The 26013-nt window shown below is 43.8% G+C and carries 20 protein-coding genes; 17 read left to right on the forward strand and 3 right to left on the reverse strand.

Going from position 1 to position 26013, the window contains the following annotated elements:
• The first annotated feature begins 100 nt into the window (after positions 1–100).
• Positions 101–601: a GNAT family N-acetyltransferase gene (locus SPEA_RS09420; protein WP_012155038.1), complete on the forward strand. Its 501-nt coding sequence runs from the start codon at positions 101–103 to the stop codon at positions 599–601.
• 69 nt (positions 602–670) lie between these two features.
• Here SPEA_RS09420 and fur read toward each other — a convergent pair whose 3' ends face one another.
• Positions 671–1102 carry a ferric iron uptake transcriptional regulator gene (fur, locus tag SPEA_RS09425; RefSeq protein ID WP_012155039.1) on the reverse strand — a complete coding sequence of 144 codons (432 nt, stop codon included), beginning with the start codon at positions 1100–1102 and terminating at the stop codon, positions 671–673.
• A gap of 268 nt (positions 1103–1370) precedes the next feature.
• Here fur and cobB point away from each other — a divergent pair, with 268 nt between their 5' ends.
• Positions 1371–2096 carry a Sir2 family NAD+-dependent deacetylase gene (gene cobB, locus SPEA_RS09430; RefSeq protein WP_012155040.1) on the forward strand — a complete coding sequence of 242 codons (726 nt, stop codon included), beginning with the start codon at positions 1371–1373 and terminating at the stop codon, positions 2094–2096.
• Between the two features lie 72 nt (positions 2097–2168).
• Positions 2169–2633 carry an AAA family ATPase gene (locus SPEA_RS09435; protein ID WP_012155041.1) on the forward strand — a complete coding sequence of 155 codons (465 nt, stop codon included), beginning with the start codon at positions 2169–2171 and terminating at the stop codon, positions 2631–2633.
• 586 nt (positions 2634–3219) lie between these two features.
• Here SPEA_RS09435 and fusA read toward each other — a convergent pair.
• Complete coding sequence (gene fusA / locus SPEA_RS09440) at positions 3220–5304, reverse strand: elongation factor G (protein WP_012155042.1); 2085 nt, start codon at positions 5302–5304, stop codon at positions 3220–3222.
• Between the two features lie 412 nt (positions 5305–5716).
• Positions 5717–7057 carry an adenosylmethionine--8-amino-7-oxononanoate transaminase gene (bioA, locus tag SPEA_RS09445; protein ID WP_012155043.1) on the reverse strand — a complete coding sequence of 447 codons (1341 nt, stop codon included), beginning with the start codon at positions 7055–7057 and terminating at the stop codon, positions 5717–5719.
• A gap of 249 nt (positions 7058–7306) precedes the next feature.
• On the opposite strand from bioA, the gene bioB reads away from it, so the two are divergent.
• From bioB to SPEA_RS09515, 14 genes are all read left to right on the forward strand, one after another.
• A complete protein-coding gene (gene bioB / locus SPEA_RS09450; RefSeq protein ID WP_012155044.1) occupies positions 7307–8359 on the forward strand; it encodes a biotin synthase BioB in 1053 nt (350 codons plus the stop codon).
• A 276-nt stretch (positions 8360–8635) separates the two neighbouring features.
• Entirely contained in the window at positions 8636–9829 is a 1194-nt protein-coding gene (locus SPEA_RS09455) for an aminotransferase class I/II-fold pyridoxal phosphate-dependent enzyme (RefSeq protein WP_012155045.1), read from the forward strand.
• Between the two features lie 84 nt (positions 9830–9913).
• Complete coding sequence (locus SPEA_RS09460) at positions 9914–10684, forward strand: methyltransferase domain-containing protein (RefSeq protein ID WP_012155046.1); 771 nt, start codon at positions 9914–9916, stop codon at positions 10682–10684.
• Between the two features lie 27 nt (positions 10685–10711).
• A complete protein-coding gene (bioD, locus tag SPEA_RS09465; RefSeq protein ID WP_012155047.1) occupies positions 10712–11377 on the forward strand; it encodes a dethiobiotin synthase in 666 nt (221 codons plus the stop codon).
• 325 nt (positions 11378–11702) lie between these two features.
• Positions 11703–12566 carry a protease HtpX gene (gene htpX, locus SPEA_RS09470; RefSeq protein WP_012155048.1) on the forward strand — a complete coding sequence of 288 codons (864 nt, stop codon included), beginning with the start codon at positions 11703–11705 and terminating at the stop codon, positions 12564–12566.
• A 289-nt stretch (positions 12567–12855) separates the two neighbouring features.
• Positions 12856–13203: a tetraheme c-type cytochrome CctA gene (cctA, locus tag SPEA_RS09475; RefSeq protein ID WP_041411402.1), complete on the forward strand. Its 348-nt coding sequence runs from the start codon at positions 12856–12858 to the stop codon at positions 13201–13203.
• 314 nt (positions 13204–13517) lie between these two features.
• The gene (locus tag SPEA_RS09480) at positions 13518–16433 is read left to right on the forward strand and encodes a molybdopterin-dependent oxidoreductase (RefSeq protein WP_012155050.1); all 2916 of its coding nucleotides are present in this window, start codon (positions 13518–13520) and stop codon (positions 16431–16433) included.
• Positions 16408–17382 (forward strand): uroporphyrinogen-III C-methyltransferase, encoded by a 975-nt coding sequence (cobA, locus tag SPEA_RS09485; RefSeq protein ID WP_012155051.1) that lies wholly within the window; start codon positions 16408–16410, stop codon positions 17380–17382. Before SPEA_RS09480 ends, cobA begins: the two co-directional genes overlap by 26 nt.
• Positions 17375–18697 (forward strand): hypothetical protein, encoded by a 1323-nt coding sequence (locus SPEA_RS22395; RefSeq protein WP_049767960.1) that lies wholly within the window; start codon positions 17375–17377, stop codon positions 18695–18697. The genes cobA and SPEA_RS22395 overlap by 8 nt, the downstream gene beginning before the upstream one ends.
• Entirely contained in the window at positions 18685–19275 is a 591-nt protein-coding gene (locus SPEA_RS09495) for an ANTAR domain-containing response regulator (RefSeq protein ID WP_012155053.1), read from the forward strand. The genes SPEA_RS22395 and SPEA_RS09495 overlap by 13 nt, the downstream gene beginning before the upstream one ends.
• Positions 19276–19652: 377 nt before the next feature.
• Positions 19653–22322, forward strand: coding sequence for a nitrite reductase large subunit NirB (nirB, locus tag SPEA_RS09500; protein ID WP_012155054.1), 2670 nt, complete (start codon positions 19653–19655; stop codon positions 22320–22322).
• Positions 22319–22699 (forward strand): nitrite reductase small subunit NirD, encoded by a 381-nt coding sequence (gene nirD / locus SPEA_RS09505; RefSeq protein WP_012155055.1) that lies wholly within the window; start codon positions 22319–22321, stop codon positions 22697–22699. The genes nirB and nirD overlap by 4 nt, the downstream gene beginning before the upstream one ends.
• A gap of 1 nt (position 22700) precedes the next feature.
• Complete coding sequence (locus SPEA_RS09510) at positions 22701–24167, forward strand: NarK family nitrate/nitrite MFS transporter (protein WP_012155056.1); 1467 nt, start codon at positions 22701–22703, stop codon at positions 24165–24167.
• 4 nt (positions 24168–24171) lie between these two features.
• Positions 24172–25962, forward strand: a complete 1791-nt coding sequence (locus SPEA_RS09515; protein WP_012155057.1) for a bifunctional protein-serine/threonine kinase/phosphatase — start codon at positions 24172–24174, stop codon at positions 25960–25962.
• Positions 25963–26013 lie beyond the last annotated feature (51 nt).

Below are 26013 nucleotides of genomic sequence, written 5' to 3' on the forward strand. Positions count from 1 at the left end.
TCGGTGACGTTTAAGCAAACATGTTTTAATACTTTCTAAACTAAACAAAATACGCGTATATTAGTTCAGTTATTAGGAAGGGGAATAAAAGGAGTTTATTGTGATTATAACTGAGACAGACAGGCTGATCTTGCGTCATTTCGAGGCTAAAGATACCAGAGCTATCTTTTTGTTGAACAGTATTCCTGAAGTCTTAACTTTTATTCCTGGCGAGCCAATGACGTCAATATCTCAGGCTGAGCAGATTTTTGAAAATGTAATCACTAAAAGCTATCAAGAACGGGGTTATGGCCGCTGGGCAGTTGAGCATAAAGCCGACGGTAAAGTCATTGGTTTTTGTGGACCGACTTTTATTACAGAGTTTAATGAAGTTGAGCTTGGTTACCGTTATTTACCTCAATACTGGGGACAAGGCATAGGTTGTGAGGCTGGATTGGCTGCACTCGATCGTTTTAAGGATTACGATATCAATGAAGCAATTGCACTGATTTTACTTGGGAATAAAGGCTCGGAAGGCGTTGCGCGTAAAATAGGCATGAAGGAACGAAACCGTGCTAAGTTTATGGGCCATAAAGTGAATGTATTCCATAAAGTGCTTTAGCCAGATAAAGGCTAATAAATAGATACAAAAAAACCAGCCTTAGCTGGTCTTTTATGGCGGACGCTGCAGTTAAGCTACGCCGTGGTCACACTCATCGTTAGTGCAAACACCATAAAGGTATAAACTGTGGTTTGTCAGTTTAATGTTGTGCTTCATCGCGATTTCATCTTGACGGCGTTCAATCATTTCATCTGAGAATTCGATGACTTTGCCACATGACAAACAAACTAAGTGATCGTGGTGATGCTGTGATGCAAGTTCGAAAACGGCTTTTCCGCTTTCGAAGTGATGACGAGTCACAATGCCCGCATCATCGAATTGGTTAAGAACACGATATACAGTAGCAAGACCTATCTCTTCCCCCAAGTCGAGTAATTTCTTATAGAGATCCTCAGCACTGATGTGTTGATTTTCCGGCGCTTGCATCAATTCTAAAATTTTGACTCGTGGTAAGGTCACTTTCAAACCCGCTTTCTTTAGTGCTTGATTTCCATCTGTCATTATTGGTCTCTTGATTGCAGAACGATTAGCTATAAGTTAATCCGTTCATTTGTGGGTATTCAATCCATTATATGTGTACCAGTTGAAAACTTAAACCTTTGATCTTGCAATAAAGCACCTTAAGTAAATAAAAGCCATTAACTAGATATAAAACAAGCAATTTAAGCATACATTTTGTATTGTTATTGGCCATTTATACTAACGCCTAATGTCATGTGAGCCCACAAGCAGGCAAAATCATTATAAAGACAAATAAAAAGGACAGTAGATGTACCAGCAGATTGTAATTTTGACCGGGGCAGGGATCTCAGCAGAATCTGGGTTACGTACCTTTAGAGATCAAGACGGCCTGTGGGAGGAGCATAAAATTGAAGAGGTGGCGACACCAGAAGGGTATGCTAATAACCCTTTATTGGTCGAGCGCTTCTATAACGATCGTTGGCAGCAGTTTCATAATGGTTCAATTGAACCCAATGCGGGCCATACTGCACTGGCGAAGCTTGAGCAAGAATTTGATGGGAAGCTCTTGGTTGTCACTCAGAACATTGATGACTTACATGAAAGAGCGGGCTCTAGGCGCCTGTTGCACATGCATGGTGAGTTATCAAAAGGCCGTTGCCCACGTTCACAGCAAACATTTCTTCTGCGAGAAGCTTTTGGACCTAAGCATACTTGTACATGTTGTATCCCAGCACAAAGATTAAGGCCTCACGTTGTATGGTTTGGAGAAATGCCTTTCGGTTTAGATAGAATTCAGCATGCGCTGGATACTTGCGATCTGTTCATTGCCATAGGCACATCTGGTACCGTCAATCCTGCAGCAGGCTTTGTCGATACTGCAAATCATCACGGGGCTCAAACGGTTGAGGTTAATTTGATGCCAGCGGATCGGCACAGTCAGTTCCAATACCATTTAGAGGGAAGGGCGAGTGAAGTCGTGCCAAAACTGGTAGATGATATTCTTAACGGAAAAATCGTCAATAACATAGGATAATGGCTGGGGAGTCGTTGCGAGGAATAAGGACACAGCTTACTAATAACGAGTCAGATTTAGGGGATTAAACAGATGAAACACCAGTCAAATTATAATGGTACGGCTATTATAATGCGCGGTCTACCTGGTAGTGGTAAGAGCTACTGGGTAGAGGAGTACGTTAATGCTTTACCAAAACGTGATTGTGACAGTGAGCATTTTAAGGTTTGCTCAACCGATGAGTTTTTCTATCAAGATGGTAAGTACTGTTTTAATGCGAAAGATTTAGCTAAATTTCACCAGTTGAACTTAACGCGGTTTATTCATGCAATAGCAAATAAAACTCCCTTGGTTATTTGTGACAATACCAATATGGCGCAATGGGAATTTGAGGATTATTGTGCAGCGGCTAAGGCTGAAGGGTATCGCGTACAGATCCAGCAGATCGGTGAGCCAAAAGATAAACAGCATCAGCTTCTCTGTGCAGATAGAAATAAGCATCGAGTGCCACTAAAAAGTATTATCAGGATGGCTAATGTTTTTGAGCCCCATGGTTAGGGCGATTAAACGTGAGTTTGTTTATTTTGTCACAGTTAATTCAGCTAACTTAGCGAATTGAATTGGTTAAGGAAATAAGTTCTCATTTATCATCATAAGTTGATGCCGGCACACTTTTACTTACCAATTAACGCCTTATACCAATCAGTATAAGAAGTTGAGCTACTCAGAAGGTTTTTTGGCAAACTAATTCAAGGCGAATAATTGAAAGAATGGTTGCTCCCTTGTGAAGTTGTTCAACGCAGAAGTAGGCAGCCAAAAACGCTCTAGAATGGCGAGCTTTAGCGGTTCTGATACTGTGACTCTTAAGGAACAAAAGGGAGCTTAAACCTAGTTTCACTATGCTCTTTACTCGTTGCCTTGCCTCAGAACCGCTAACCCGCTCTCTGAGGGACCAAGTCTTTATACTGATTGGCATCATGCACCGTTACTAAATCAATTTTCAGCATGACTAATCCCTCATTCATAGATTCAGTTATTCGCCTCAGCTAAGATGAATTTTAAGTAATAAAAAAGCCTATAGATTTACATCTATAGGCTTTTTATTAAAGTTTAAAACTCTAAAGAGTCATAACTAAATTAATAGTTACTTCTTAGCGTTTCTTTCTTTAACGTCAGCGATAACTTTTTCAGAAACACTGTTTGGACACTGTGAGTAGTGAGCGAATTCCATAGAGAATTGGCCACGACCAGAAGTCATAGTACGTAGTGAACCGATGTAACCGAACATTTCTGAAAGCGGTACGTCAGCCTTAATACGAACACCAGTTACACCAGCGTTTTGGTCTTTGATCATACCACGACGACGGTTAAGGTCACCAATTACGTCACCAACGTTGTCATCTGGGCTGAATACGTCAACGTTCATGATAGGCTCAAGAAGTTGTGCACCGGCTTTTGGCATAGATTGACGGAAAGCACCTTTAGCAGCGATTTCGAACGCGATAGCTGATGAGTCAACTGCGTGGAAAGCACCATCTTTAAGTTCGAATTCAACGTCTAACACAGGGAAACCAGCAACAGTACCGGTGTTCATCATGCTAGCGAAACCTTTCTCAACTGCTGGCCAGAATTCCTTAGGAACGTTACCACCAACAACTGAAGATTTGAACGTTAAGCCTGTGTTAGCTTCGCCTGGACGGATAACGTAGTCGATCTTACCGAACTGACCAGAACCACCAGATTGCTTCTTGTGAGTGTAGCTATCTTCGATTTCACGAGTGATAGTTTCACGGTAAGCAACTTGAGGCTCACCTACAATTAGCTCAACGCCGTAAGTACGCTTAAGGATGTCTACCTTAATGTCTAGGTGAAGTTCACCCATACCTTTAAGGATAGTTTCGCCTGAGTCTTCGTCAGTTTCTACGCGGAAAGATGGATCTTCTGCAATCATTTTACCGATAGCGATACCCATTTTCTCAGAACCGCCTTTATCTTTTGGCGCTACTGCGATAGAGATAACTGGCTCTGGGAATACCATTGCTTCAAGAGTACAAGGGTGCTTAACATCACATAAAGTGTGACCAGTTTGCACGTTCTTCATACCAACGATCGCGATGATGTCACCAGCTTGTGCGTAATCAAGTTCGTTACGCTCATCAGCTTGCATTTCACACATACGGCCGATACGCTCAGTCTTACCAGTTGCACTGTTAAGAATCGTGTCGCCTTTACGTAGCTGACCAGAGTAGATACGTACGAATGTAAGTGCACCGAAACGGTCATCCATGATTTTGAATGCTAGTGCTTTTAGTGGCTCGTCGATAGAAACTAAAGCGAACTCACCGTTTTCGTTACCTTCTTCGTCAGTTAGAGGCTGTGGATCAACTTCAACTGGGTTTGGTAGGTAATCAACAACAGCATCAAGAAGAAGCTGCATACCTTTGTTCTTGAAAGCAGAACCACAGTATGTTGGGAAGAAAGTCATGTCACGAGTACCAGCACGGATACAACGCTTAATGTCTTCCATAGCTGGCTCTTCGCCTTCCATGTAAGATTCCATTAGGTCGTCGTCCATCTCAACAGCTGTCTCGATTAGCATTTCACGGTATTCTTCAACTTGGTCAACCATGTCAGCTGGAACGTCAGTTACTGTGTAGTTTTCAGCTTCACCAGTATCATCCCATACGTATGCTTTACGAGAAAGTAGGTCAACAACACCACTGAACTCATCTTCGATACCGATTGGAAGTACCATAACTAGTGGGTTAGCAGCTAGTACGTCTTTAGTTTGCTTAACAACACGTAAGAAGTCAGCACCCATACGGTCTAACTTGTTTACGAAGATGATACGAGCAACTTCAGATTCGTTAGCATAACGCCAGTTAGTTTCTGATTGTGGCTCAACACCACCAGAACCACAGAATACACCGATACCGCCATCAAGAACTTTAAGAGAACGGTAAACTTCTACTGTAAAGTCAACGTGACCAGGGGTGTCGATAACGTTGAAACGGTGATCTTTCCAGAAACAACTAACAGCAGCAGACTGAATGGTAATACCACGCTCAGCTTCCTGTTCCATGAAGTCAGTTGTTGATTCGCCGTCATGCACTTCACCTAGCTTATGGATTTTACCAGTAAGCTTTAGGATACGCTCAGTTGTAGTAGTCTTACCCGCGTCAACGTGAGCAAAGATACCAATGTTTCTGTACTTTGATAAATCAGTCATTTTTCTACTCTATTGGAGTTACGTTCTAAAATTCCGCGCAAGTATAGCAATACTTTTCAATTTATTTTATCGATTTTTATCATTCAGGGCTAAATTAAACGAAATATCATAAAAAAATCACATTTTATAGCCAAATCTAAGGTGGGGAATTAATCGATAAGCCCTACCTCTCACTAGGTGACGGCATTTTTGGCCTAAATTTCCCCCAAGTGGTACCACTTAATAATTAATTTTCAGTAAAGTGAGTGGGGGATAGTAGGGACTTAAATTGGGTGAACATTAGCCGAGAGAGAATATAGAGTCATGAGCTGAGTGCGAATTGCTTCATTAGGCAAGGCTGCCCGACCTAGGTAAGTTTTACCGTCATTGGCCGGGCAGAGAATTAAAGTACAGAAAGGAATGTCTTTACCAGTTAACCATGACTGATAAAAGCACTGGTATCATTGGGTAAACTGATCTGTTTTGCCACAGTTTTCATTGCATGGGTTAATTTGCTTAGCTGAGATGAACTTATGCAATATGGCGGCATGATATAGATAAGGTTAGAAAATGGTCTTATCCAAACGCCTAGATCGACGAACTGCTGCTGTAGCTCAGCGGTGTTGAGGGTAGCATTCATTTCGAGCACACCAATGCTGCCTAATACACGAACATCTTTTACATTTGGGTAGTCTATCGCGTCGGCTAATTCCTGCTTGAGCTGAGATTCAATAGCGCGAACCTGTCCTTGCCAACGATTTTCTTTAAGCAGCTCTAAACTGGCGATAGCAGCAGAGCAGGCGAGTGGATTACCCATAAAGGTAGGACCATGCATAAACACTCCTGCTGGCGAGTCACTCACTCCTTGGGCTACTTCGTTGCTACATATGGTTGCGGCCAGAGAGATATAGCCACCGGTTAATGCCTTACCTAAGCATAAAATATCAGCTTCAATCCCGCTGTGTTCATAGGCGAACAATTTACCTGTTCGGCCAAAGCCGGTGGCAATTTCATCGAGAATAAGCAGCACGTCATATTTATCACACAGTTTACGTAGCGAGCGTAAGTATTCTGGATGATAGAAACGCATACCGCCAGCGCCTTGCATAATAGGCTCAATGAGCAATGCGGCGATCTGTTGGTGATTATCTTCAAATAGGTTGTCAATCTCGCTGAGTTCTTTTGGGTTAAAGTCGTCATCGAAACGAGATTGAGGCGCAGGGGCAAACAGCTGTTTAGTCACTAACTCACCGAACATGGTGTGCATGCCGCCTTCAGGATCGCATACACTCATGGCGGCAAAAGTATCGCCATGGTAGCCATTCTTAACAGTCAGGATCTTCTGTTTATTAGGTTTAGCCTTACCTTGCCAGTATTGCAGCGCCATCTTCATCGCGACTTCAACCGCAATTGAACCAGAGTCGGCTAAAAAAACCTTAGTCAGCCTAGGGCTTGTCATTTCGATAAGTAGACGCGCAAGTTCAACGGCAGGGCGGTGAGTTATTCCGCCAAACATCACATGACTCAATTGCGCAGTCTGTTGTTGCATAGCAGCAACGATTTTTGGGTGACTATAACCATGAACACAAGCCCACCATGAACTGGTACCGTCAATGAGCTTTGTGCCGTCTTCTAGCTGGAGTTCAACACCTTCTGCAGATACAACGCCATAGGTGGGAAGCGCATTGGCCATTGAAGTGTAGGGATGCCATAGGTGGTCTCTATCAAATTGAAGATCGATACCTGTTGTTGTAGATTGATTATCGCTGCTCATATATTGACCGTTAGTAAACCTTTTGATTCATGTGACATTGACAGGTTACGGCTTGCAGGTATCCTAGGCAAGATAAATATTTGCAAAACCAATTAGCTGAAATCAGTTAATTCTATGTTTTTAAAATAAATTTACTAAGCAGCCTCTGAGGAGTACAAACTAATTAAGCATGTGGATTGTTAATTAGGTTTGTGACTGCGTGATAATATACAGTATTTAGATGAATGTGTGAGTTAACAAGGGAACAAAATGCCTGAAGTACAGCTAAGAAATAACTGGAAACGTGAAGAGATAGAAGCCTTATTTGCACTGCCGATGAACGACCTTCTTTTTCAGGCGCATAGCATTCATCGCCAAGAGTTTGATCCTAACGAAGTTCAGGTCAGTCGTTTACTGTCGATTAAAACCGGAGCTTGTCCTGAAGACTGTAAATATTGTCCACAGAGTGCACGCTATGATACAGGTCTTGAGAAAGAGCGCTTACTCGCGATGGAAACGGTATTAACCGAAGCGCGCAGTGCAAAAGCTGCGGGGGCATCACGTTTCTGCATGGGAGCCGCTTGGCGCAATCCAAAAGAACGTGACATGCCATATCTGAAAACCATGGTTGAAGAAGTAAAAGCGCTTGGTATGGAAACCTGTATGACCTTAGGCATGTTGTCAGCTGAACAAGCCAATACGCTTGCAGACGCAGGTTTAGATTATTACAACCATAACTTAGATACCTCGCCTGAATATTATGGCGATGTCATCACTACCCGTACCTATCAGAGCCGCCTTGATACCTTAACTAACGTACGAGCTTCAGGCATGAAAGTTTGCTCTGGTGGTATCGTAGGAATGGGCGAGAAGGCCACCGACAGAGCGGGACTTATCCAGCAACTCGCTAACTTAGAGCAACATCCCGATTCTGTACCAATTAATATGTTGGTGAAAGTTGAAGGTACGCCTTTTGAGAAACTTGATGATCTCGACCCATTAGAGTTTGTGCGCACGATTGCAGTAGCTCGAATTACTATGCCTAAATCACGAGTTCGTTTATCTGCCGGTCGTGAAAACATGAGCGATGAGTTACAGGCTATGTGTTTCTTTGCTGGCGCTAACTCAATCTTTTACGGATGTAAGTTACTGACGACACCAAATCCAGAAGAGAATGATGATATGAGTCTGTTCAAACGTCTCGGTTTACATCCTGAGCAGGGTATTGCTGCGACAAAAGAGCAAGATGAAGCCATGCTAGCTAAAGCAGCGGCACATCAGGATAAAAAGTCAGCTGCATTTTATGATGCTGGTGCGCTCTAAGAATCGATATCAATTGCTTTCGTAACAGTTAGGGCATTGAATAGTTCTATTATTAAAAAATAACGGAATTACACCATTAGCCATTATGAAAACTATTCACTATAAATCTATCCGCTATAAAGCTTTCCATAATGAAGCTAACTATTAGAAACTGAGAGTGTCTTCCAAGTTTATCATCACATGTACGCCCCATGTGATGATGAACGAGAACAAGATGACCCGCTTTAAATTGAGGCGGGTTTATTAGGTAAATTATTCTAAAATCGAGCAAGCTTAATGTCAGAAACTTCCGTTAATCACCCAGCCAAAGAGTCATTGACCGCGCGAGTGGTTACAAAAAATCGCTCATTGGATGAGCAAGGGCTGCTAAGGCAGCGAATAAACCTTGTTTTAGATCCTAGTCAGTCAAACTACTTCGAAGTCGACGCGCTCCCTTACGTCAACTTCAGTAGTAATGACTATTTGGGACTAAGCACTTCGGCCACCATCGCTGATGCTCTTTATCAGGGAGCAAAAGATTATGGTGTAGGTAGCGCCGCATCGCCTTTAGTGGTTGGATACAGCCAAGCACATCTGCAGCTTGAACAGGCCTTATGTGAAGCTACGGGACATGAGGCCGCAATATTATTTTGCTCAGGATTTAGCGCTAATACGGCACTGATGAAGACGCTGTTTAATGAAACCGACACAGTGCTAGCCGATAAGCTTATCCATGCTTCGGTTATTGATGGCGTACAAGATAGCGGCGCTAAGCTTAAGCGGTTTGCGCATAATGATATCGAAAGCGCTAAAACAGATTTAGAACGCTTTACCCCTAGTGCCTTAATTACCGAGAGCGTGTTTAGTATGGACGGTGATATAGCACCGTTAGCCGAACTTTCAGCGCTTTGTCAGCAGCATAACAGCTGGCTAATCGTAGATGATGCTCATGGCTTCGGAGTCATAGGTGAAAATGGTCTCGGGGCTTCTAATTTATCCGCTGAGATCAAAATTGATGTGCAATTGGTGACTTTCGGTAAAGCCATGGGCGGCCAAGGTGCAGCCATTCTAGGCAGTCAAGATTTGATAGATTTCTTAGTGGCTAATGCCCGTCAGTATATCTATTCGACGGCTTTATCACCAGCAAGCGCAGCAGCGGCTTATGCGGCGATAAAAATGATAAGAGAACAGCCTGAACTCCGAGAAAAGCTCACTGAGAACATTTTGTGTTTTAGGGAGGCTTGTGCTGCTAATACTATCGCTCTGACTGAGTCACAAACCGCCATTCAGCCCATAATTCTTGGGGGCGCGGCAAAGACGATGGCGGTTGCAAAAAGATTGAAAGAACATGGTTTTTGGCTAGGAGCCATCCGACCTCCAACTGTTGCGAAGGATAGCGCAAGACTAAGGTTGACGTTGAATGCTAACCATTGCCAGCGAGATATTTTGGCGCTAGTGGATGTGTTGGCGACCATATTGAACGATGATTAATGTGAGTGGGCATTCAGCCTTAACTCATTTTTAAAATTTAAACTAGAAACTATCAAAGTAATTGATTGTTTAGGATCCAATGCAGTGAATACAGGATCAGAAAATCTTAGCCTAGAGGTCGCAGAGCGTTTCTCTGCAGCCGCTGCACATTATCACAGTTATGATGTGCTCCAGCAGCAGACGGCTAAGCGTTTGCTGGCGCAGATGACGCCAGGTACTCGCTTGCTTGATATCGGTGCAGGCCCTGGTACGGACTTTTCCCAGTTTGAACATGTCAATCAAGTGTTCTGCCTCGATATTGCCGACGGCATGCTGAGAACACTGAGCAGCAGCTTTCCCGAGCATGCGCCAATCTGTGGCGATGCCCAAAACCTACCGATTGCTGACGGTGTCATAGACAGTATTTACTCGAATGTCGCCTTACAATGGTGCCAAGATCTGCCACAAGCCGTGAGTGAAGCCAATAGAGTGCTCACTCAAGGTGGTGAGTTCAATATGAGCATAGTCGCAAAAGATAGCCTGAAACAGTTAGTCGATTTGGGCTTTAAGGTGAATTCCTTTATCGATGAGCAGGAGTTACTCGCTTGTTTTAACGATGATAATTGGCAGCTCGAGGTATGTAAAACCCTTGACGTTACGGTTTACTTTAGCGACTTAAGGGCATTGCTACAGTCGATAAAAGGTGTTGGTGCATCAATTGTTAAGCAACAACAGAGTGCTAATCAGCCCCAAGTCACATTGAGAGGACGTAAAGATTGGCAAGCATTGCAGCTTAAGGCAGAGTTAAATCGAGCCCCAGAGGGCCTACCTTTAACTTATAACATTAGCTTTATAAAGGCGCGTAAGAAGCGCTAAACGCAGCTGAGTCAACTTGGAGTAGACATGACATTTTTTGTAACGGGTACAGATACCGACTGTGGTAAGACGTTGATCTCTTCTGCATTGTTAGCAGCAGCAAAAGGCGAGACAGTAGGCTTTAAGCCAATAGCTTCTGGTTGCGAACAAACCGAGAATGGTCTTAGAAACAGCGATGCGCTTGCATTGATGGCAGCATCGAGTATTAAGCTACCTTACGAGGATATCAATCCTTTTGCTTTTGAGCCTGCGATTGCGCCGCACTTAGCTGCAGCTGAGAAAGGTGTAAATTTGGCGCCTAATCGTATCGAAGCCCAGTTAAAAATGGCTGAATATGTGGGGGCAGATTTTTGCTTAATTGAAGGCGCTGGTGGTTGGCGTCTACCGTTAGGAGAAGGGCATTTCCTTTCTGATGTGGTCCAGTCGATGCAGTTACCGGTAATTTTAGTTGTCGGCATGAAATTGGGTTGTTTGAACCATGCGCTATTAACGGCACAAGCGATAAAAGCCGATGGCTTAAACATTGTAGGCTGGGTAGCTAATCAAGTGGATAAAGATATGGCCTATCAAGAGCAAAACCTAGAGAGCTTAAAAGCTTTATTGCCAGCGCCTTGTTTAGGCTATGTTCCTTATCTTGCCGAGGCAACAGCCGAAGCTGCGGCTAGCCATTTAGATCTAACATTATTAGCCTAATTTCTTTAGCCTTAGTGTAAGCAATTTTATTCGATAAAAAGCAGCCTAATTCAACGGGATATTTTCTGAGTGAATTAGGCTTATCTTTTTGTTAACAAAGATTAATCCCAGTTCAATATTATTCTCATTCTTTGCGGAATAAATTAATCTTGTTTTAATGAAATAGACCTAGACTCACATCAATTGATATAAAAGTGGAGTTGGAGTGTCTATTATTAAAGCTATGATAGATTATTTTCGTTCTCTCCCCTTGAATTCTTGTTTTTTGGACATATTATGTCTCCAAGAGTGTATATCAGGTACTTTGTATCCTACAGGAGCTTAAATGAAGCGTATATTTTTACTGATTGCCACTAACATGGCGATCTTATTGGTGGCATCGATTGTGATGTCAATTTTAGGTGTTAACACCTCAACCATGGGCGGCTTACTTGTGTTTGCTGCAATATTTGGTTTCGGTGGTGCATTTATCAGCTTGGCAATCTCAAAGTGGATGGCTAAGAAGACCATGGGTTGTGAGGTTATTACTACGCCACGTGATAACACCGAGCGTTGGTTAGTTGAGACGGTTGCCCGTCAAGCTGAGCAAGCTGGGATTAAGATGCCAGAAGTCGCGATTTACCAATCGCCAGAACTGAACGCATTTGCAACGGGTCCAAGCAAGGACAACTCGTTAGTCGCTGTGAGTAGCGGTTTACTTTATGGCATGAATCAAGATGAGATTGAAGCGGTACTTGCTCACGAAGTTAGTCACGTTGCCAACGGTGATATGGTGACGCTGACGCTTATTCAAGGCGTGGTGAACACCTTCGTTATTTTCGCAGCACGTGTTGTTGCGGGTATCATTGATAACTTTGTTTCAAGCAATGATGAAGAGGGCGAAGGCCTAGGCATGTTCGCTTATATGGCAGTCGTGTTCGTACTAGATATGCTATTCGGTATCTTAGCCTCAATGATTGTTGCTTACTTCTCTCGTATTCGCGAATACAGAGCCGATGAAGGCGCTGCAAAACTTGCTGGTAAAGAGAAGATGATTGCTGCGCTGGATAGATTACGTCAAGGCCCTGAAACAGGTGCGATGCCTGCATCTATGTCAGCATTGGGTATTAACGGTAAGAAATCTATGGCGGAATTGATGATGAGTCATCCACCATTAGAAAAGCGTATCGAAGCGTTAAGAGCTCACTAAATTATCTTACTTGCAAGTAAAGCGGTTTGGGACTAAAAGTCTCAAACCGCTTTTTTATTGCTCAAAATCAAAGTGATAAATAGTGAAAACAAGCATGTTCCCAGAATTAATTTGATGGAGCGCACGTTTTGTGGATAGCCACAATGATATGATCTTTCAGCTAAATTAGTTGCGGATTAGTTAATGCTTAGCTAAATTAACTTAAGTCGTGCTAAAAATATGGTTTGCAAGATGAAAACCACCTGACATATAGGTTTTCACTATGCGAACATCAAATGAGGATACAATTGTGAGCAATAAACTACTAAGTGCAATTTTTGGTGCGGCTTTCGCAGCACTCGCTTTATCACCAGCAGCTTTCGCAGAAGGCCAAGAGCTGGCAGAAATGCATGCCGAGATGGATGGCTGTGAAGCGTGTCACGCTGATGGGGAACCATCTGCAGACGGTGAGTACGAATTCGAACAGTGCCAATCTTGTCACGGTACATTGGCGGAAATGGACGCAGTTCACCAACCACACGACGGCATGCTAATGTGTGCTGACTGTCATGCTCCACATGAAATGAACGTAGGTGATAAGCCTACTTGTGATAGCTGTCATGATGACGGCCGTACTGCAGATTCAGTACTTAAGTAATTTGAGTTAACTCAAATTACTGAAATGAGCCAGCCAATGTGCTGGCTTTTTTGTGTTTTAAAAGCCCAGTTTGCATAAAAGTTTAGCAATCAGTGGTTAGCATTCAGCATGAGTTTTTAGCTATAAATTTCCTGTCTATTCATCCTATTCTTAAGCAACAATTTGCTTGATTATAGTGCAAATATTTGCACTCCTCTTGGGCATTTTCAAATCTTTTATTCTTAATTAGTCACTATAAGTTCCGTTAATACAACATGTTAAGATGTGGCTTGGTATTTGCTTTATGACCTCTATTGTAATTTATAGGGGCAATTATGTCTGAATGTAGAACGACCTGTGCTTATTGTGGAGTAGGTTGTGGTGTACAAATCACGACTGATGCTAGCAGTCATGGCGAGATGACATTAGCGGGCGATCCCGAACATACGGCTAATCGAGGAGACTTGTGCGCTAAGGGCCTAAGCTTGCTTGAAGGAATAAACTTGCCTAATAAGCTGTTATATCCACGGGTGAAAGGTAATGAAGTACAGGCATACAGCCGAGTTAGTTGGCCTGCAGCGATAGAAGAGATAAGTGAAAAATTTGCAGACGTCATCGAGAAATATGGTCCAGATTCCGTAGCATTTTATTTATCAGGTCAGTTACTTACTGAAGACTATTATATTGCGAATAAGTTAGCAAAAGGCTTTATCGGTACAGCTAATATTGATACCAATTCCCGTCTTTGTATGTCCTCTGCCGTGAGCGCTCATATACGTGCATTTGGCGAAGATGTTATGCCTGGCTGTTACCAAGACTTTGAACTCGCAGATGTTGTGGTGTTGGTCGGAGCGAATACCGCTTGGACCCATCCAGTGTTATATAAACGTATCCTCGCAGCGCAAAAACAAAGGGGTACTAAGTTAGTGGTTATCGATCCTAGGCAAACAGCAACGGCATCTTTTGCCGATCTTCATTTGCAGTTGAAGCCAGGTTCTGATCTTGCGTTGTTTAATGGTTTGTTTTGTCATTTGGCTCGCTCAAGTCGTGCCGATCACGCCTTTATTGCCGAGTACACCCAAGGCTTTGATTCGACACTTGAGAAAATAAGTTGCGATTCTAGCTTAGCTGAAACCGCTGCAAAGACCGGGCTAACAGTGAGTCAGCTTATTGATTTTTATAACTTGTATATCACGTCAAGTCTTGAGTTGTCGCAGCCAACTTCACCAGAATCGATAGCTAAGCCAAAAGTTGTGACAGCAAGTGGTCAAGGGGTAAATCAATCGACTATAGGTACAGACACAAGTAATGCCATCATTAATTGCCATTTGGCGATGGGTGATATTGGTAAGCCTGGATGCGGGCCGTTTTCTTTAACGGGGCAACCCAATGCCATGGGCGGGCGTGAAGTGGGCGGTATGGCTACCCAGCTAGCGGCACATATGGGCTTCTCTTCCCCAGAAAAACAGCTTCTACAAACGTTTTGGCAAGCACCGACTATGGCACAGCAAAAAGGCCATACCGCTACAGAGCTTTTTACCAAAATGGCGCAAGGGGAGATAAAAGCGGTGTGGATCTTAGGTACTAATCCACTGGTATCTTTACCCAATAGCGCAGAGGTAAAAAGGGCGCTAAAGCGCTGCGAAGTCGTAGTCGTTTCAGATGTGACCGCAGACACAGATACTGCGCAGCATGCCGATATCTTACTGCCCGCACTGGGGTGGTCTGAAAAGTCAGGTACAGTAACAAATAGCGAACGTACAATTAGCCGTCAGCGTGGATTTATTAAGCCTCAAGGTGACGCCATGCCGGATTGGTGGGCATTATGTGAAGTTGCAAAGGCGCTTGGATTTAACCAAGGGTTTAACTTTGATGGTAGCGAACAGATATTTACCGAATACGCCATGTTAACGGCAAAAGTTTCGGCTGGATTTAAAAGAAAAAAGTTGGATCTTTCAGGGCTGCAGCAGTTAACAAAATCTGAGTATGACAATCTCAATCCGACTCAATGGCCGTTAACCAGCTCTTCGCAAATCGGTCAGAAAAATCAGCGGTTATTCGCTGATGGTGTTTTTTCTACTGCAGACGGTAAGGCTAATTTTGTGCCGTCAAAACCGAGCTCACAAGGGTTACAAACTACAGCAGGAATTTGGCTTAACTCCGGTCGCCATCGAGATCAATGGCACACGATGACAAGAACCGGTCACATCGCGAGTTTGACTGCAAGCCACTACCAGCCTGAGCTTTTGCTAAATCAATCGAGTATAGAACAATACCGATTAACAGAAGGCGGTTTCGCGAAGCTATCTTCACCGACAACAGACGAGGCAATGTTGGCTAGGGTCGTTGTTGATGACTCAATGCAAGATGAGAGTGGCTTTATCTCTATGCATTGGTCGCGGCAATATAATCGCTGTGGCGGTGTTAATCATCTGCTGCAAAGCGTTTGTGATCCGCACTCGCTACAACCCGGTTTTAAACATCAAAAAGTGCAGCTTAACCCTTTTGAGGTTGCATTAAATGGCATTGAATGGGGCCAATCCTGTATTAATTCAAACACACTTTGCTGGCAAGTGACGCAAACATTGGTTGATGGAAAATGTAACCGCTTTGCGGCAGAGCGCCCTTGGTTCGAGGTTATTAATTCGGCGAAACATAATGAGCCAGTAGCCAAACATCTTGCAGAAAGTTCGAAAACTCAAAAATCACAAAGTTTAAGTTGGCTTTTTTTATCCCATCAGATCCACTGCTCCATTTCAGAGGGCAAACTCATTGGTTTGTGTATTACTTATGTTGATGAAGTTCAAATTGACGTCAACGCAGTGCAGCAACTATTAGGTAAAGTGTTTGCTCAAAATGCAGTGAAGTTATTACATCAATTGCTTATGGCAGGCAGCAGCCCTGTGGTGTGCGCTTGTACTGGTGTTACTCAAAAGAGTATTTCGGAAACGATGCAGCGGTATATCGAACAAAGCATTGACGTTAAGTCCAGTGCAGCGCATCAGCCGTTAAATTCATTCTATCAACAAGCACTGGTGACAGACGTGCAATCGAGGTTGAAATGCAGCTCAGTTTGCGGCAGCTGTCTCAATCAAGTAAACGACATTGCCTGCACAGTGTTATCACAACATTCTGCTTTTGAACCCCCAAGTGATTTCGAAACCCAAGCTGCTGTTGATGAGCAAACTACTTTTGATACACAAGCAAAAAAAGAAGAGGTGCGTAATGCAGAAAAAACAGATTGTCTCTGAAAAAATCACAACTGCAGTTAACACCCTGAGAGTTTGTCGCAGTATTACTCAGGTTAATGATTTTCCCTTGTCGCAGTTAAGCCACAATAGGGGAGTTAACACACCTGATAGGGCTCTGCATCAAACGGTAAAAATTGTCGGAGCAGGTTGTGGAGACATTGATTTGCTGACCATAAAAGCGGCGCAGGCGATTATGGATGCCGATGAAGTGGTGTATGACAATTTAGTCAGCGAAGATATTTTGAGTTTAGCCAGTGATAGTTGTGGCCTGCATTACATGGGGAAACGCTGTAACCAGAAAAGTAGCTCACAGAGCGCAATCAATAATAAACTTTATCAATTGGCGATGACTGGCGCTAACGTAGTGCGGTTAAAAGGTGGGGATCCTAATGTTTTTGGCCGTGGCAGCGAAGAAGCACTTTTCCTTGCCAAACATGGCGTTAAAAGTGAGTTTATTGCCGGGGTCACCGCAGCTTTGGGCTGCGCGGCTAGCGCAGGTGTTCCGCTGACTCACAGAGAGGTGGCCCGCAGCGTTACGTTTGTTACTGGTAGAACCTGCGATGATTCGGCCCAGCATTGGCAACGCTTGTTAGCGGCGCAGAGCACCTTGGTATTTTACATGGGTAAAGAAAGAGCTGCAGATATATCCACTAGCTTGTTAAAGGCTGGAGCAGAGTCTTCCACCCCCGTGGCTTTTATCAGCGAAGGTGCACGGGCTACCCAATCGACTATTTATGGTGAAATCGAGTGCATGGCAAGCCTTGCAGCTAATATTACCGCTCAAGGCCCCACTTTAATCGTTATAGGCGATGTGGTTAATATTGCTCAAGAGATAGCCCATTCACTCGCCCAAACACTGGCTCTGGAACCAAGAAGAGAATTTCCCTTTACTAATGACAACTCGGTTATTCAGCACTTAACGGATCATGCAGAGTGTGTCTATGGATAAAATAAAAGCGATAGAAGAGCCGTTTGTGCCAATAAGCCAAAATTTAAGTGCTGACTCCTCTAACGTTAGCGTCTCTCAAATTGGGAGTATGGACGCAGTTGGCTATAAGAAGCTTATCCAAACCTTAGCGAGGGGCAAAAAAGGCGCAGCGACTCTAACCGTTGAGCAAAGCTATCAGCTTATTAGGGGCTACGAGCTGGGTTACGGTAGCACTTCGCAATTAAGCGCCGCATTAATGTTGATGCGAGTCAGAGGAGAAACCGCTGCCGAGATTGCCGGTGTAGTGTTAGCCATTGCCGATTCCATTGATACTGAGTGGTCGGCGATTGGTGTAACCCTTGACTGGCCTTGTTATGCCGGTAAACGTAATCAATTACCTTATTTACTGTTATGCGCCAAAGTGTTGGCCAAACAGGGGCATAGGATCTTACTTCACGGGGACAACCGGCAATTAACTCATCGTTATCATATAGGCGATATGCTCGGCGAAATAGGTATTACACAAGCAAGTAGCCCTAGAGAGGCAAAAGCTGCTCTTGATAAACAAGGTGTGTGTTACGTGAATGTGGACAGCTTATCTCCATTAGCCGATGTTTTTAATGGTATTCAGCAGCAAATGGGCGTGCGTAGCCTTTATCAAACGGCGATTCGCTGTGTTAATCCCGCGAGGGCTAATCTTTGTATTCGCAGTTACTTTCATTCAGGGCTAGATACACTGCATAGGGCCGTTGCTGAACTGTTAAATCATCACTTATTTCCAAGCACGACATTGATTTTTAAAGGCTATCAAGGAGAGAGCGAACTTAACCCCCGCTGTGAAACCTTGCTTACTATCACTGAACCGACTATTAATCGTCGAATAGATAATCAACAAACAAATCATCGTCAAATAAACCATCGACAAATAGCTCTACCAACCCGTTTATCTATGCTTGTAGGTAAGCTTCCGAGCCCTGCACAATTAGCCCCGTCGTGGTTAAACTATATTGAGCAAGCAATTGAACCTAATAGAGATTGTAATGAATCGGTACGTGCCCAGTATGCGATCGTAACGACATTGACTGCTATTTTGTTGCTGCAGTCATCGAGGCTTTCTGTCTGTGAGGCAATGGAAAAAGCCGATAGCCTGTGGCGTCGCTATCAACACTCTCAATTAAACAGTCAATCTCAGCTAAACAGCCAGTCTAAATTAAACTGCCAGTCTCAATTAAACGACCAAGCCGGTGCTGGTGTAATGCCTGATATATACGTTAGAGCATTGGTTAATGATAAGGAGCAATCAAGTGCTCAATTGGAGGTCAAATGCGGATCTTAATGGTTGCACCACACGTTGCGGTAAATGAGCAGAATAAAGACGAAATGAAATTGGTGCCAGGGAAAGTGAAGGCGCTAGAGCTGGCAGTCAATTCCGTTGGCCATCAATTCTTACAGCTCACTGATTTGTCACGCCTTGAAACCATAGCACTGGACTCAGAATCAGATCTGTTGTTGCTCAGTGTTGAGAGATTTAATGAGGTTCACTTGCGTTTTATCATTCGCCTTATGGCATTTTCAGCTATCCCAGTCATTGTGACTGCAGAGCAAATTAATCAGCAAACATTAGCGACACTCATAGCTTGTGGACGTATTACTTATGCACCCAAGTGTATATCCCCTGAAAGAGTAAATGCGATCATTGAACTTGCCGTGACTCGCTTTGAGTGTGCGAACAAAATACAGTTAACACTACAAGAATTGCAAACTGAATTAGCTGACCAGCAGCTGATCCAGCTTGCGAAAAGTAATCTGCAACAGACAGGACTCTCAGAGTTACAGGCTCATAAAAAACTGCAACAACTGGCCATGGAGCATGGACGTAGCCTTGTTGCTACCGCAAAAGCACTATGTGGATAATTTTTACAATGTCTGAATTATTAGAAGCTTTGCTACTTTTTGCACTCAAATTGCACGCCTGCTGATCATTTAAGTGCAGCTATAGCTAGCCAGGCTGTCGTTCAAAAATCTTAGTTATAGGGTATGGTTTTTAAATGCTTTAAATACAATCTGTTAGCTTGATTGTTCGGTTGTGGTAAAGCTGGCATAGGCTTTGCGATGTTAATGAATACCTGAAGGTATTAAAAAGTAACAGCAACAAACTCAGGAACAGGCTCAAGGGTAAAATAAACAATTTGATTTGAACCTAGGCAAAGGCGCCATCTTCTTTAGGGAAGAGGGCGCCTTTTTGTTTGCCAAAACGTTAAGTCAAACAAGGGACTGGATAAGGGCTATGTATGAATAAGCTAGAGCAAGAAACAAAGAAAAAAACTATACCCAATCAAGACGTAAAGCAGAAACTCGTGATTGTGGGTAACGGCATGGTTGGTCACTACTTTATAGAGCAATTGTGCGAACAAAAATTAACTGAACATTTTGATATTCAGGTATTGGGCGAAGAGCACATTGCTGCCTACGACCGTGTTCAACTCTCTAAGTATTTTGAAACGGGCAATGTTAAAAGTTTGATGTTGGCAAGCGAGCAGGCTTATGCCGAGCAAGGAGTCAGTTTACTCTTAGGCCATAAGGTAACCCAGATAGATATCGACAATAATCTATTGCATACAGAGCAGGGCTGTTTTGCCTATGACAAACTGGTTTTAGCAACGGGTTCTTACCCCTTTGTGCCACCTATTCCTGGTAAGGATAGGCAAGGTTGCTTGGTGTATCGCACCATAGATGATCTTGAAGCGATTTCGCAAGCAGCAACCGGTGCCAAATCCGGTGTTGTTATTGGAGGCGGACTACTTGGACTTGAAGCGGCGAATGCCCTTAAATCATTAAACTTGGACACCCATGTAGTTGAATTTGCACCACAGCTGATGTCTGTACAATTGAATGATAAAGCGGGCTTGTTACTAAAGCAGAAAATCGAAGCTTTAGGCGTAACAGTGCATGTCAGCAAGGCAACCACAGAGATTGTCGATGGCGAGACTGCTAAGCATAGAATGAATTTCAGTGATGGCAGCTACCTTGAAGCCGATATGTTGGTATTTTCAGCAGGGATCCGTCCCCAAGATGAGCTAGCAAGAAGTGGTGGAATAGACATAGGGACGCGGGGTGGCATAGTGATTGATAACCACTGTCAAACTTCGGTGGATAACATCTATGCCATTGGGGAATGCGCATTGTGGCAGCAGAAAATATTCGGCCTAGTCGCTCCCGGTTACCAGATGGCAAATGTTGTTGTATCTGCATTGCAAGAAGACTATCACATTAGTAAGACCTCAATAACACAGAGCCAGAAGCAGTTTACTGGGGCAGATATGAGCACCAAACTCAAATTATTAGGTGTTGATGTGGCAGCGATTGGTGAAAGCCGAGGTTTTGAAGGTGCTCAATATGTCGAATTAAACGATGAGCAGTCTGGCGTTTACAAAAAACTTTGGTTAGACGAAACGGGGATGTACTTAAAAGGCGCAGTCTTGGTGGGGGATGTTGAAGAATACAGTGCCCTGCTTAATATCTATTTATCCGCAGAGCCTTTACTCGCACCCGCTGTAACGCTTCTCGTTGCTGATAATGAAATGCCGCAAGTGCTCAACGATAAGGCGATTGTTTGCTCGTGTCACCAAGTCACTAAGGCTGAGATTGTTGCGCAAGTTGTCGATGGTAAACATACGATAGCAGATATTAAGGTTTGCACTAAAGCCGCTTCAGGCTGTGGCGGTTGTGCCAGCCTAGTGCAGCAAGTAATAGATGAAACCCTGTTAGAGCAAGGGCAGGAGGTTGAAAAGGGGATTTGTTGCCATTTTGAATATGACAGGCAATCTTTGTTTCATTTGTGCCAGGTTGAGAGCATAAAAGATTTTAATGAGCTCTACCAAAGGCACGCGAGATCTGGTGCTTCCTCCCTCGCGATAGGCTGCGAGATCTGTAAACCTCTGGCGGCGTCCATTTTTGCCACATTAGAAAATGAATATGTACTTTTAGAGCAACATGTGGCGCTACAAGATACCAATGATGCCTACTTAGGCAACCTGCAAAAAGATGGTAGTTACTCTGTCGTGCCACGCATAGCAGGTGGAGAGATCACCCCTGATAAACTTATCGCAATTGGCCATATTGCTAAACGCTATGATCTTTACACCAAAATCACCGGCGGGCAGCGTATCGATATGTTTGGTGCTCAGTTGTCGAGCTTACCTCAGATCTGGACCGATTTGATTGATGCGGGTTTTGAAACGGGCCACGCCTATGGTAAATCCCTTCGCACGGTAAAGTCCTGTGTTGGCAGTACCTGGTGCCGTTATGGTGTGCAAGATTCAGTAAGTTTAGCGATTGCCCTTGAAAACCGATACAAGGGGTTACGTGCCCCCCATAAAATTAAGATGGCAGTATCGGGCTGCACCAGAGAGTGCGCTGAAGCACAGAGCAAAGATATCGGTGTTATCGCCTCAGATAAAGGCTGGAACCTTTATGTTTGTGGCAATGGCGGCATGCGGCCTCGCCATGGCGAGCTGTTTGCAACCGATTTGAGCACAGAGCAGTTAGTCAGTTATATCGATCGAATATTGATGTTTTACAGCAAAACCGCAGCACGTTTACAGCGAACTTCAGTGTGGATTGAGTCATTAGCCGGCGGACTTGAATACCTACAAGCGGTGGTGATTGACGATAGTTTGGATATTGTCGATGAGCTTGAAACACAGATGCAAAAAATCGTTAGCCACTACCAGTGTGAGTGGAAAACTAGTTTGACTGACGAGCAATTTTTAAGTCGCTTTAATGAATACGTTAACCCCGAAGCGGCTCCTGAAAGTGAAGAGCGCAGCTATCAATATCAGCGTGAGCAGAAGTTTCCAATCCAATCCCAAGTCGATACATTTCATGCGATTTCTAAGCCTCAGTATGGCGCTGGGGATATCGCAATCAATATTATTGATGAGCAGGAGGTCATGGTATGAGCTGGGTAGCATTATGTGATGAAGCTAAGTTGCCTAAGGGGCAAGGTGTAGCTGCTTGGCTTGATAATCGAAAGATCGCTTTGTTTAATTTGGGCGAGAAAGGCATATTTGCCCTCGATAATATTGACCCCGCAACTGGCGTTGCGGTGCTTTCACGGGGACTCGTTTGTGAACTTAACGATGAACTGTATGTAGCGTCACCTATTCATAAACAGCATTATCATCTTTCCACAGGTCAGTGTTTAGAGAACGATGGATTATCGGTTATCTGCTATGAGTTAAAAAAAGAGCAAGGTAGGGTCCTCGCAAAATTGCCTTTTCAAGCTGCATGCGCGTCAGGCAGTGCTCTGTCCACCCCAGTAAAAGGAGCAAGGTAACATGAGTTCTCAAGCATTCAATCTTTTCTCCTTTAGCGGAAAAATGAAAGTCATGCACTTAAGCTGGATGGCATTTTTTATCACCTTTATGGTCTGGTTTAATGCCGCTCCCTTGATGAGTGTGATAGCGGCTAGCTTAGGCTTAACCCACTCACAAATTAAAACCTTGTTGATTCTCAATGTGGCATTGACGATCCCAGCAAGGGTGATAATAGGAATGCTAACTGACCGCTATGGGCCAAGAAAAGTCTATTCTCTGCTGCTGGGCTTGTGTGCGATCCCCTGCTTTATGTTTGCCCTTGGAACCAGCTTTGAACAGCTTGCCTTAGCACGGTTTTTATTGGGGTTTATTGGTGCAGGTTTTGTGGTTGGGATCCGTATGGTGAGTGAATGGTTTCCAGCAAAAGAGCTCGGGGTTGCAGAGGGGGTTTACGCTGGTTGGGGGAATTTTGGCTCCGCAGCGGCGGCATTTACCTTACCAGCGGTGGCGTTGGCATTTGGTGGTGATGATGGCTGGCGCTATGCCGTCGGGTTAACGGGGGCTATTAGCCTTGTGTTTGCGTTTATCTATTATGCCAATGTTACAGACACGCCAAAGGGAGCTACCTATTTTAAGCCTAAAAAAGCTGGCGCACTGGAAGTCACCAGCAAAAAAGACTTGCTGTTGCTGGTGGTGATGAAACTACCTATGTATGCAACTTTGGCTTTACTGGCCTGGAAACTTTCTCCCTCCGGTGTAGCTCTGTTATCTGACAATACAGAAAAGGGGATTTACTTATTATTGACAGTGATTTTAGCTGCGGATCTATTGCAGACTTTTAATGTCAACAAAGCGGTTTTTAACGGCAGTATCCCTGAGTTTGAACGCTATGAATTTAAGCAAGTCGCGGTGTTAAATGTGCTTTATTTTACAACCTTCGGTTCTGAACTCGCAGTGGTGTCTATGCTACCGCTCTATTTCGCAGAAACATTCGAATTAGGTATGACACAGGCTGGCATGGTGGCGTCGTCTTACGCTTTTATGAACTTAATGTCTCGACCAGGAGGCGGTTGGTTAAGTGATCGTTTTGGCCGTAAATCAACGCTATTAATCCTGACTGCCGGGCTGGCATTAGGTTATTTGGGAGTGGCACAAATAGACAGCAGTTGGGCATTACCGTTGGCGATAATTATGGTGATGCTGTGTTCATTCTTCGTTCAAAGTGGAGAAGGCGCAGTCTTTGCGGCAGTGCCGTTAATTAAGCGCCGCTTAACGGGCCAGATAGCGGGAATGACTGGTGCTTATGGTAATGTTGGTGCGGTGTTTTTCTTAACCGTGTACTCGATGGTGGCGACTCAAACATTCTTTTATGTTATTGCGGCTAGTGCACTATTTGGTTTTTTGACCCTGTTTTTATTGACTGAGCCAAAGGGACACATCGCCGAGGTTAATGAGGACGGAGAAGTCACATTAATTAGTGTGAGCTGAGCTTATGTCGACAATCCAGCCCTTTGATGAACAGCAAATTGCCAGTGTTGGCACTTCTGTGCTGGCACTATGTGTCGGTCAACACACTGATAAAGGACGAAAGCCTTTGAACGAAGATGCCATTGGGAGCCGTATTCCCAATGGGCATCTGTTGAGTACTAAAGGCGCTGTGGTCGCAATGAGTGATGGCGTTAGTCTCGCGGAGCAGGGCGCAGCGGCATCAGCAATCAGTGTGAGCAATTTTTTAGCCGATTATTATTCAACGCCGGACCTTTGGTCTGTAAAACAATCCAGTCAAAAGGTACTGACTGCGCTCAATCGTTGGCTCTATGGCTTAGGTCAAGATTATCGTGATGCTCGGCGTGGTTATGTATGTACCTTTAGTGCGCTGATTTTTAAATCATGTCATGTGCATCAATTGCATCTTGGTGATGGGCGGATCTATCGCTATCGGAATCATGGTTTACAGAAGCTAACGACGGATCACACCAGTGTGGTGGCTAATCGCAGTAAATACCTAACCCGGGCTTTAGGCTTAGGCATTAACATTGATGTGGATTACGCTGTTTCTGAAACAGAAAGCGGTGACATCTATCTGTTGACCACTGACGGTGTACATGACGTGCTATCAGATGACATCTTTGCCGAAAGACTCAAGCGCTTAGCTGACAATAAAGAGATAACGGATAAACAGTGTCAGTTGCTGACCCAAGAGCTTATCAATGATGCAATAGCAAAAGGGTCGACTGATAATGTCAGCTGCCAATGTATTGCGGTTAGAGCACTACCAGAGCCTTCTATTGACGATATCTATCGAAGTCTAACTCAGCTTCCATTTTTGCCGCCATTAGCTGTGGGTATGAAGCTTGATGGTTATATCGTACTCGACACCCTATATCAGAGCCAGCGTAGCCAAGTTTACTTAGTTAAAGATAGTCATGAGCAACGCTATTGCTTAAAAACCCCATCATTAAATTATCAAGACGATTTGGCTTATATTGAACGTTTCTTACTTGAGAGTTGGGTCGGATCGCGAATAAAAAACCCAAATGTAGTAGCTGTGTGTGAGCGCAAAGCTAACAAATCTGCGATGTATTACTTAACTGAGTATATCGACGGGGTGACATTAACTGAGTGGATGAGATTAAACCCCAAGCCAGAGATCCAGCAGGTACTGCGGATTTTGAGTCAAGTAGTGGTAGGGCTAAGGGCATTTCACCGTAAAGAAACCCTACACCAAGATGTAAAGCCGGATAACATCCTTATCGATAAAAATGGCCAGGTGAAAATTGTTGATTTTGGTGCCTGTTTTATTAAAGGTATCGCGGAAATCTCAACGCCATTTATACGGGATATTCCGTTAGGTACCGCCGACTATTCGGCTCCAGAAACGCTATTGCGTTATCCCGTTAATGCAAAAGCAGATCTCTACTCTTTGGCAACAATAGCCTATGAGATGTTAACTGGAGAACTGCCTTTTAACGGCAAACAAGCTCAATGTAAAATTGATAAAGATTTCAAAAAATTAAATTATACCCCAAGCTTTGTGTGCAATCCTTTGGCTCCAATTTGGATGGATAACGCCATTAGAAAGGGGCTTAATTTCGATGCCAGCATGCGCCAAGCAGATATTAGTGAGTGGATGCATGAGATGAACTCTCCAGTTGAATATTGGTATCGCCCAGCAGAGAAAAAGACGCTTATAACGCGAGACCCTCTAGTTTTCTGGCAAGGATTAACAGCCATACTGGGTCTTATCATCATTCTTATACTGTTGTTTTTACCATCAAGTTAACTTAGATTGGTCACTAATATTGGAATTATGCACTCGACTCATATTTGAGGA

The sequence above is a fragment of the Shewanella pealeana ATCC 700345 genome (assembly GCF_000018285.1).
GTDB classification, from domain to species: Bacteria; Pseudomonadota; Gammaproteobacteria; order Enterobacterales; family Shewanellaceae; genus Shewanella; species Shewanella pealeana.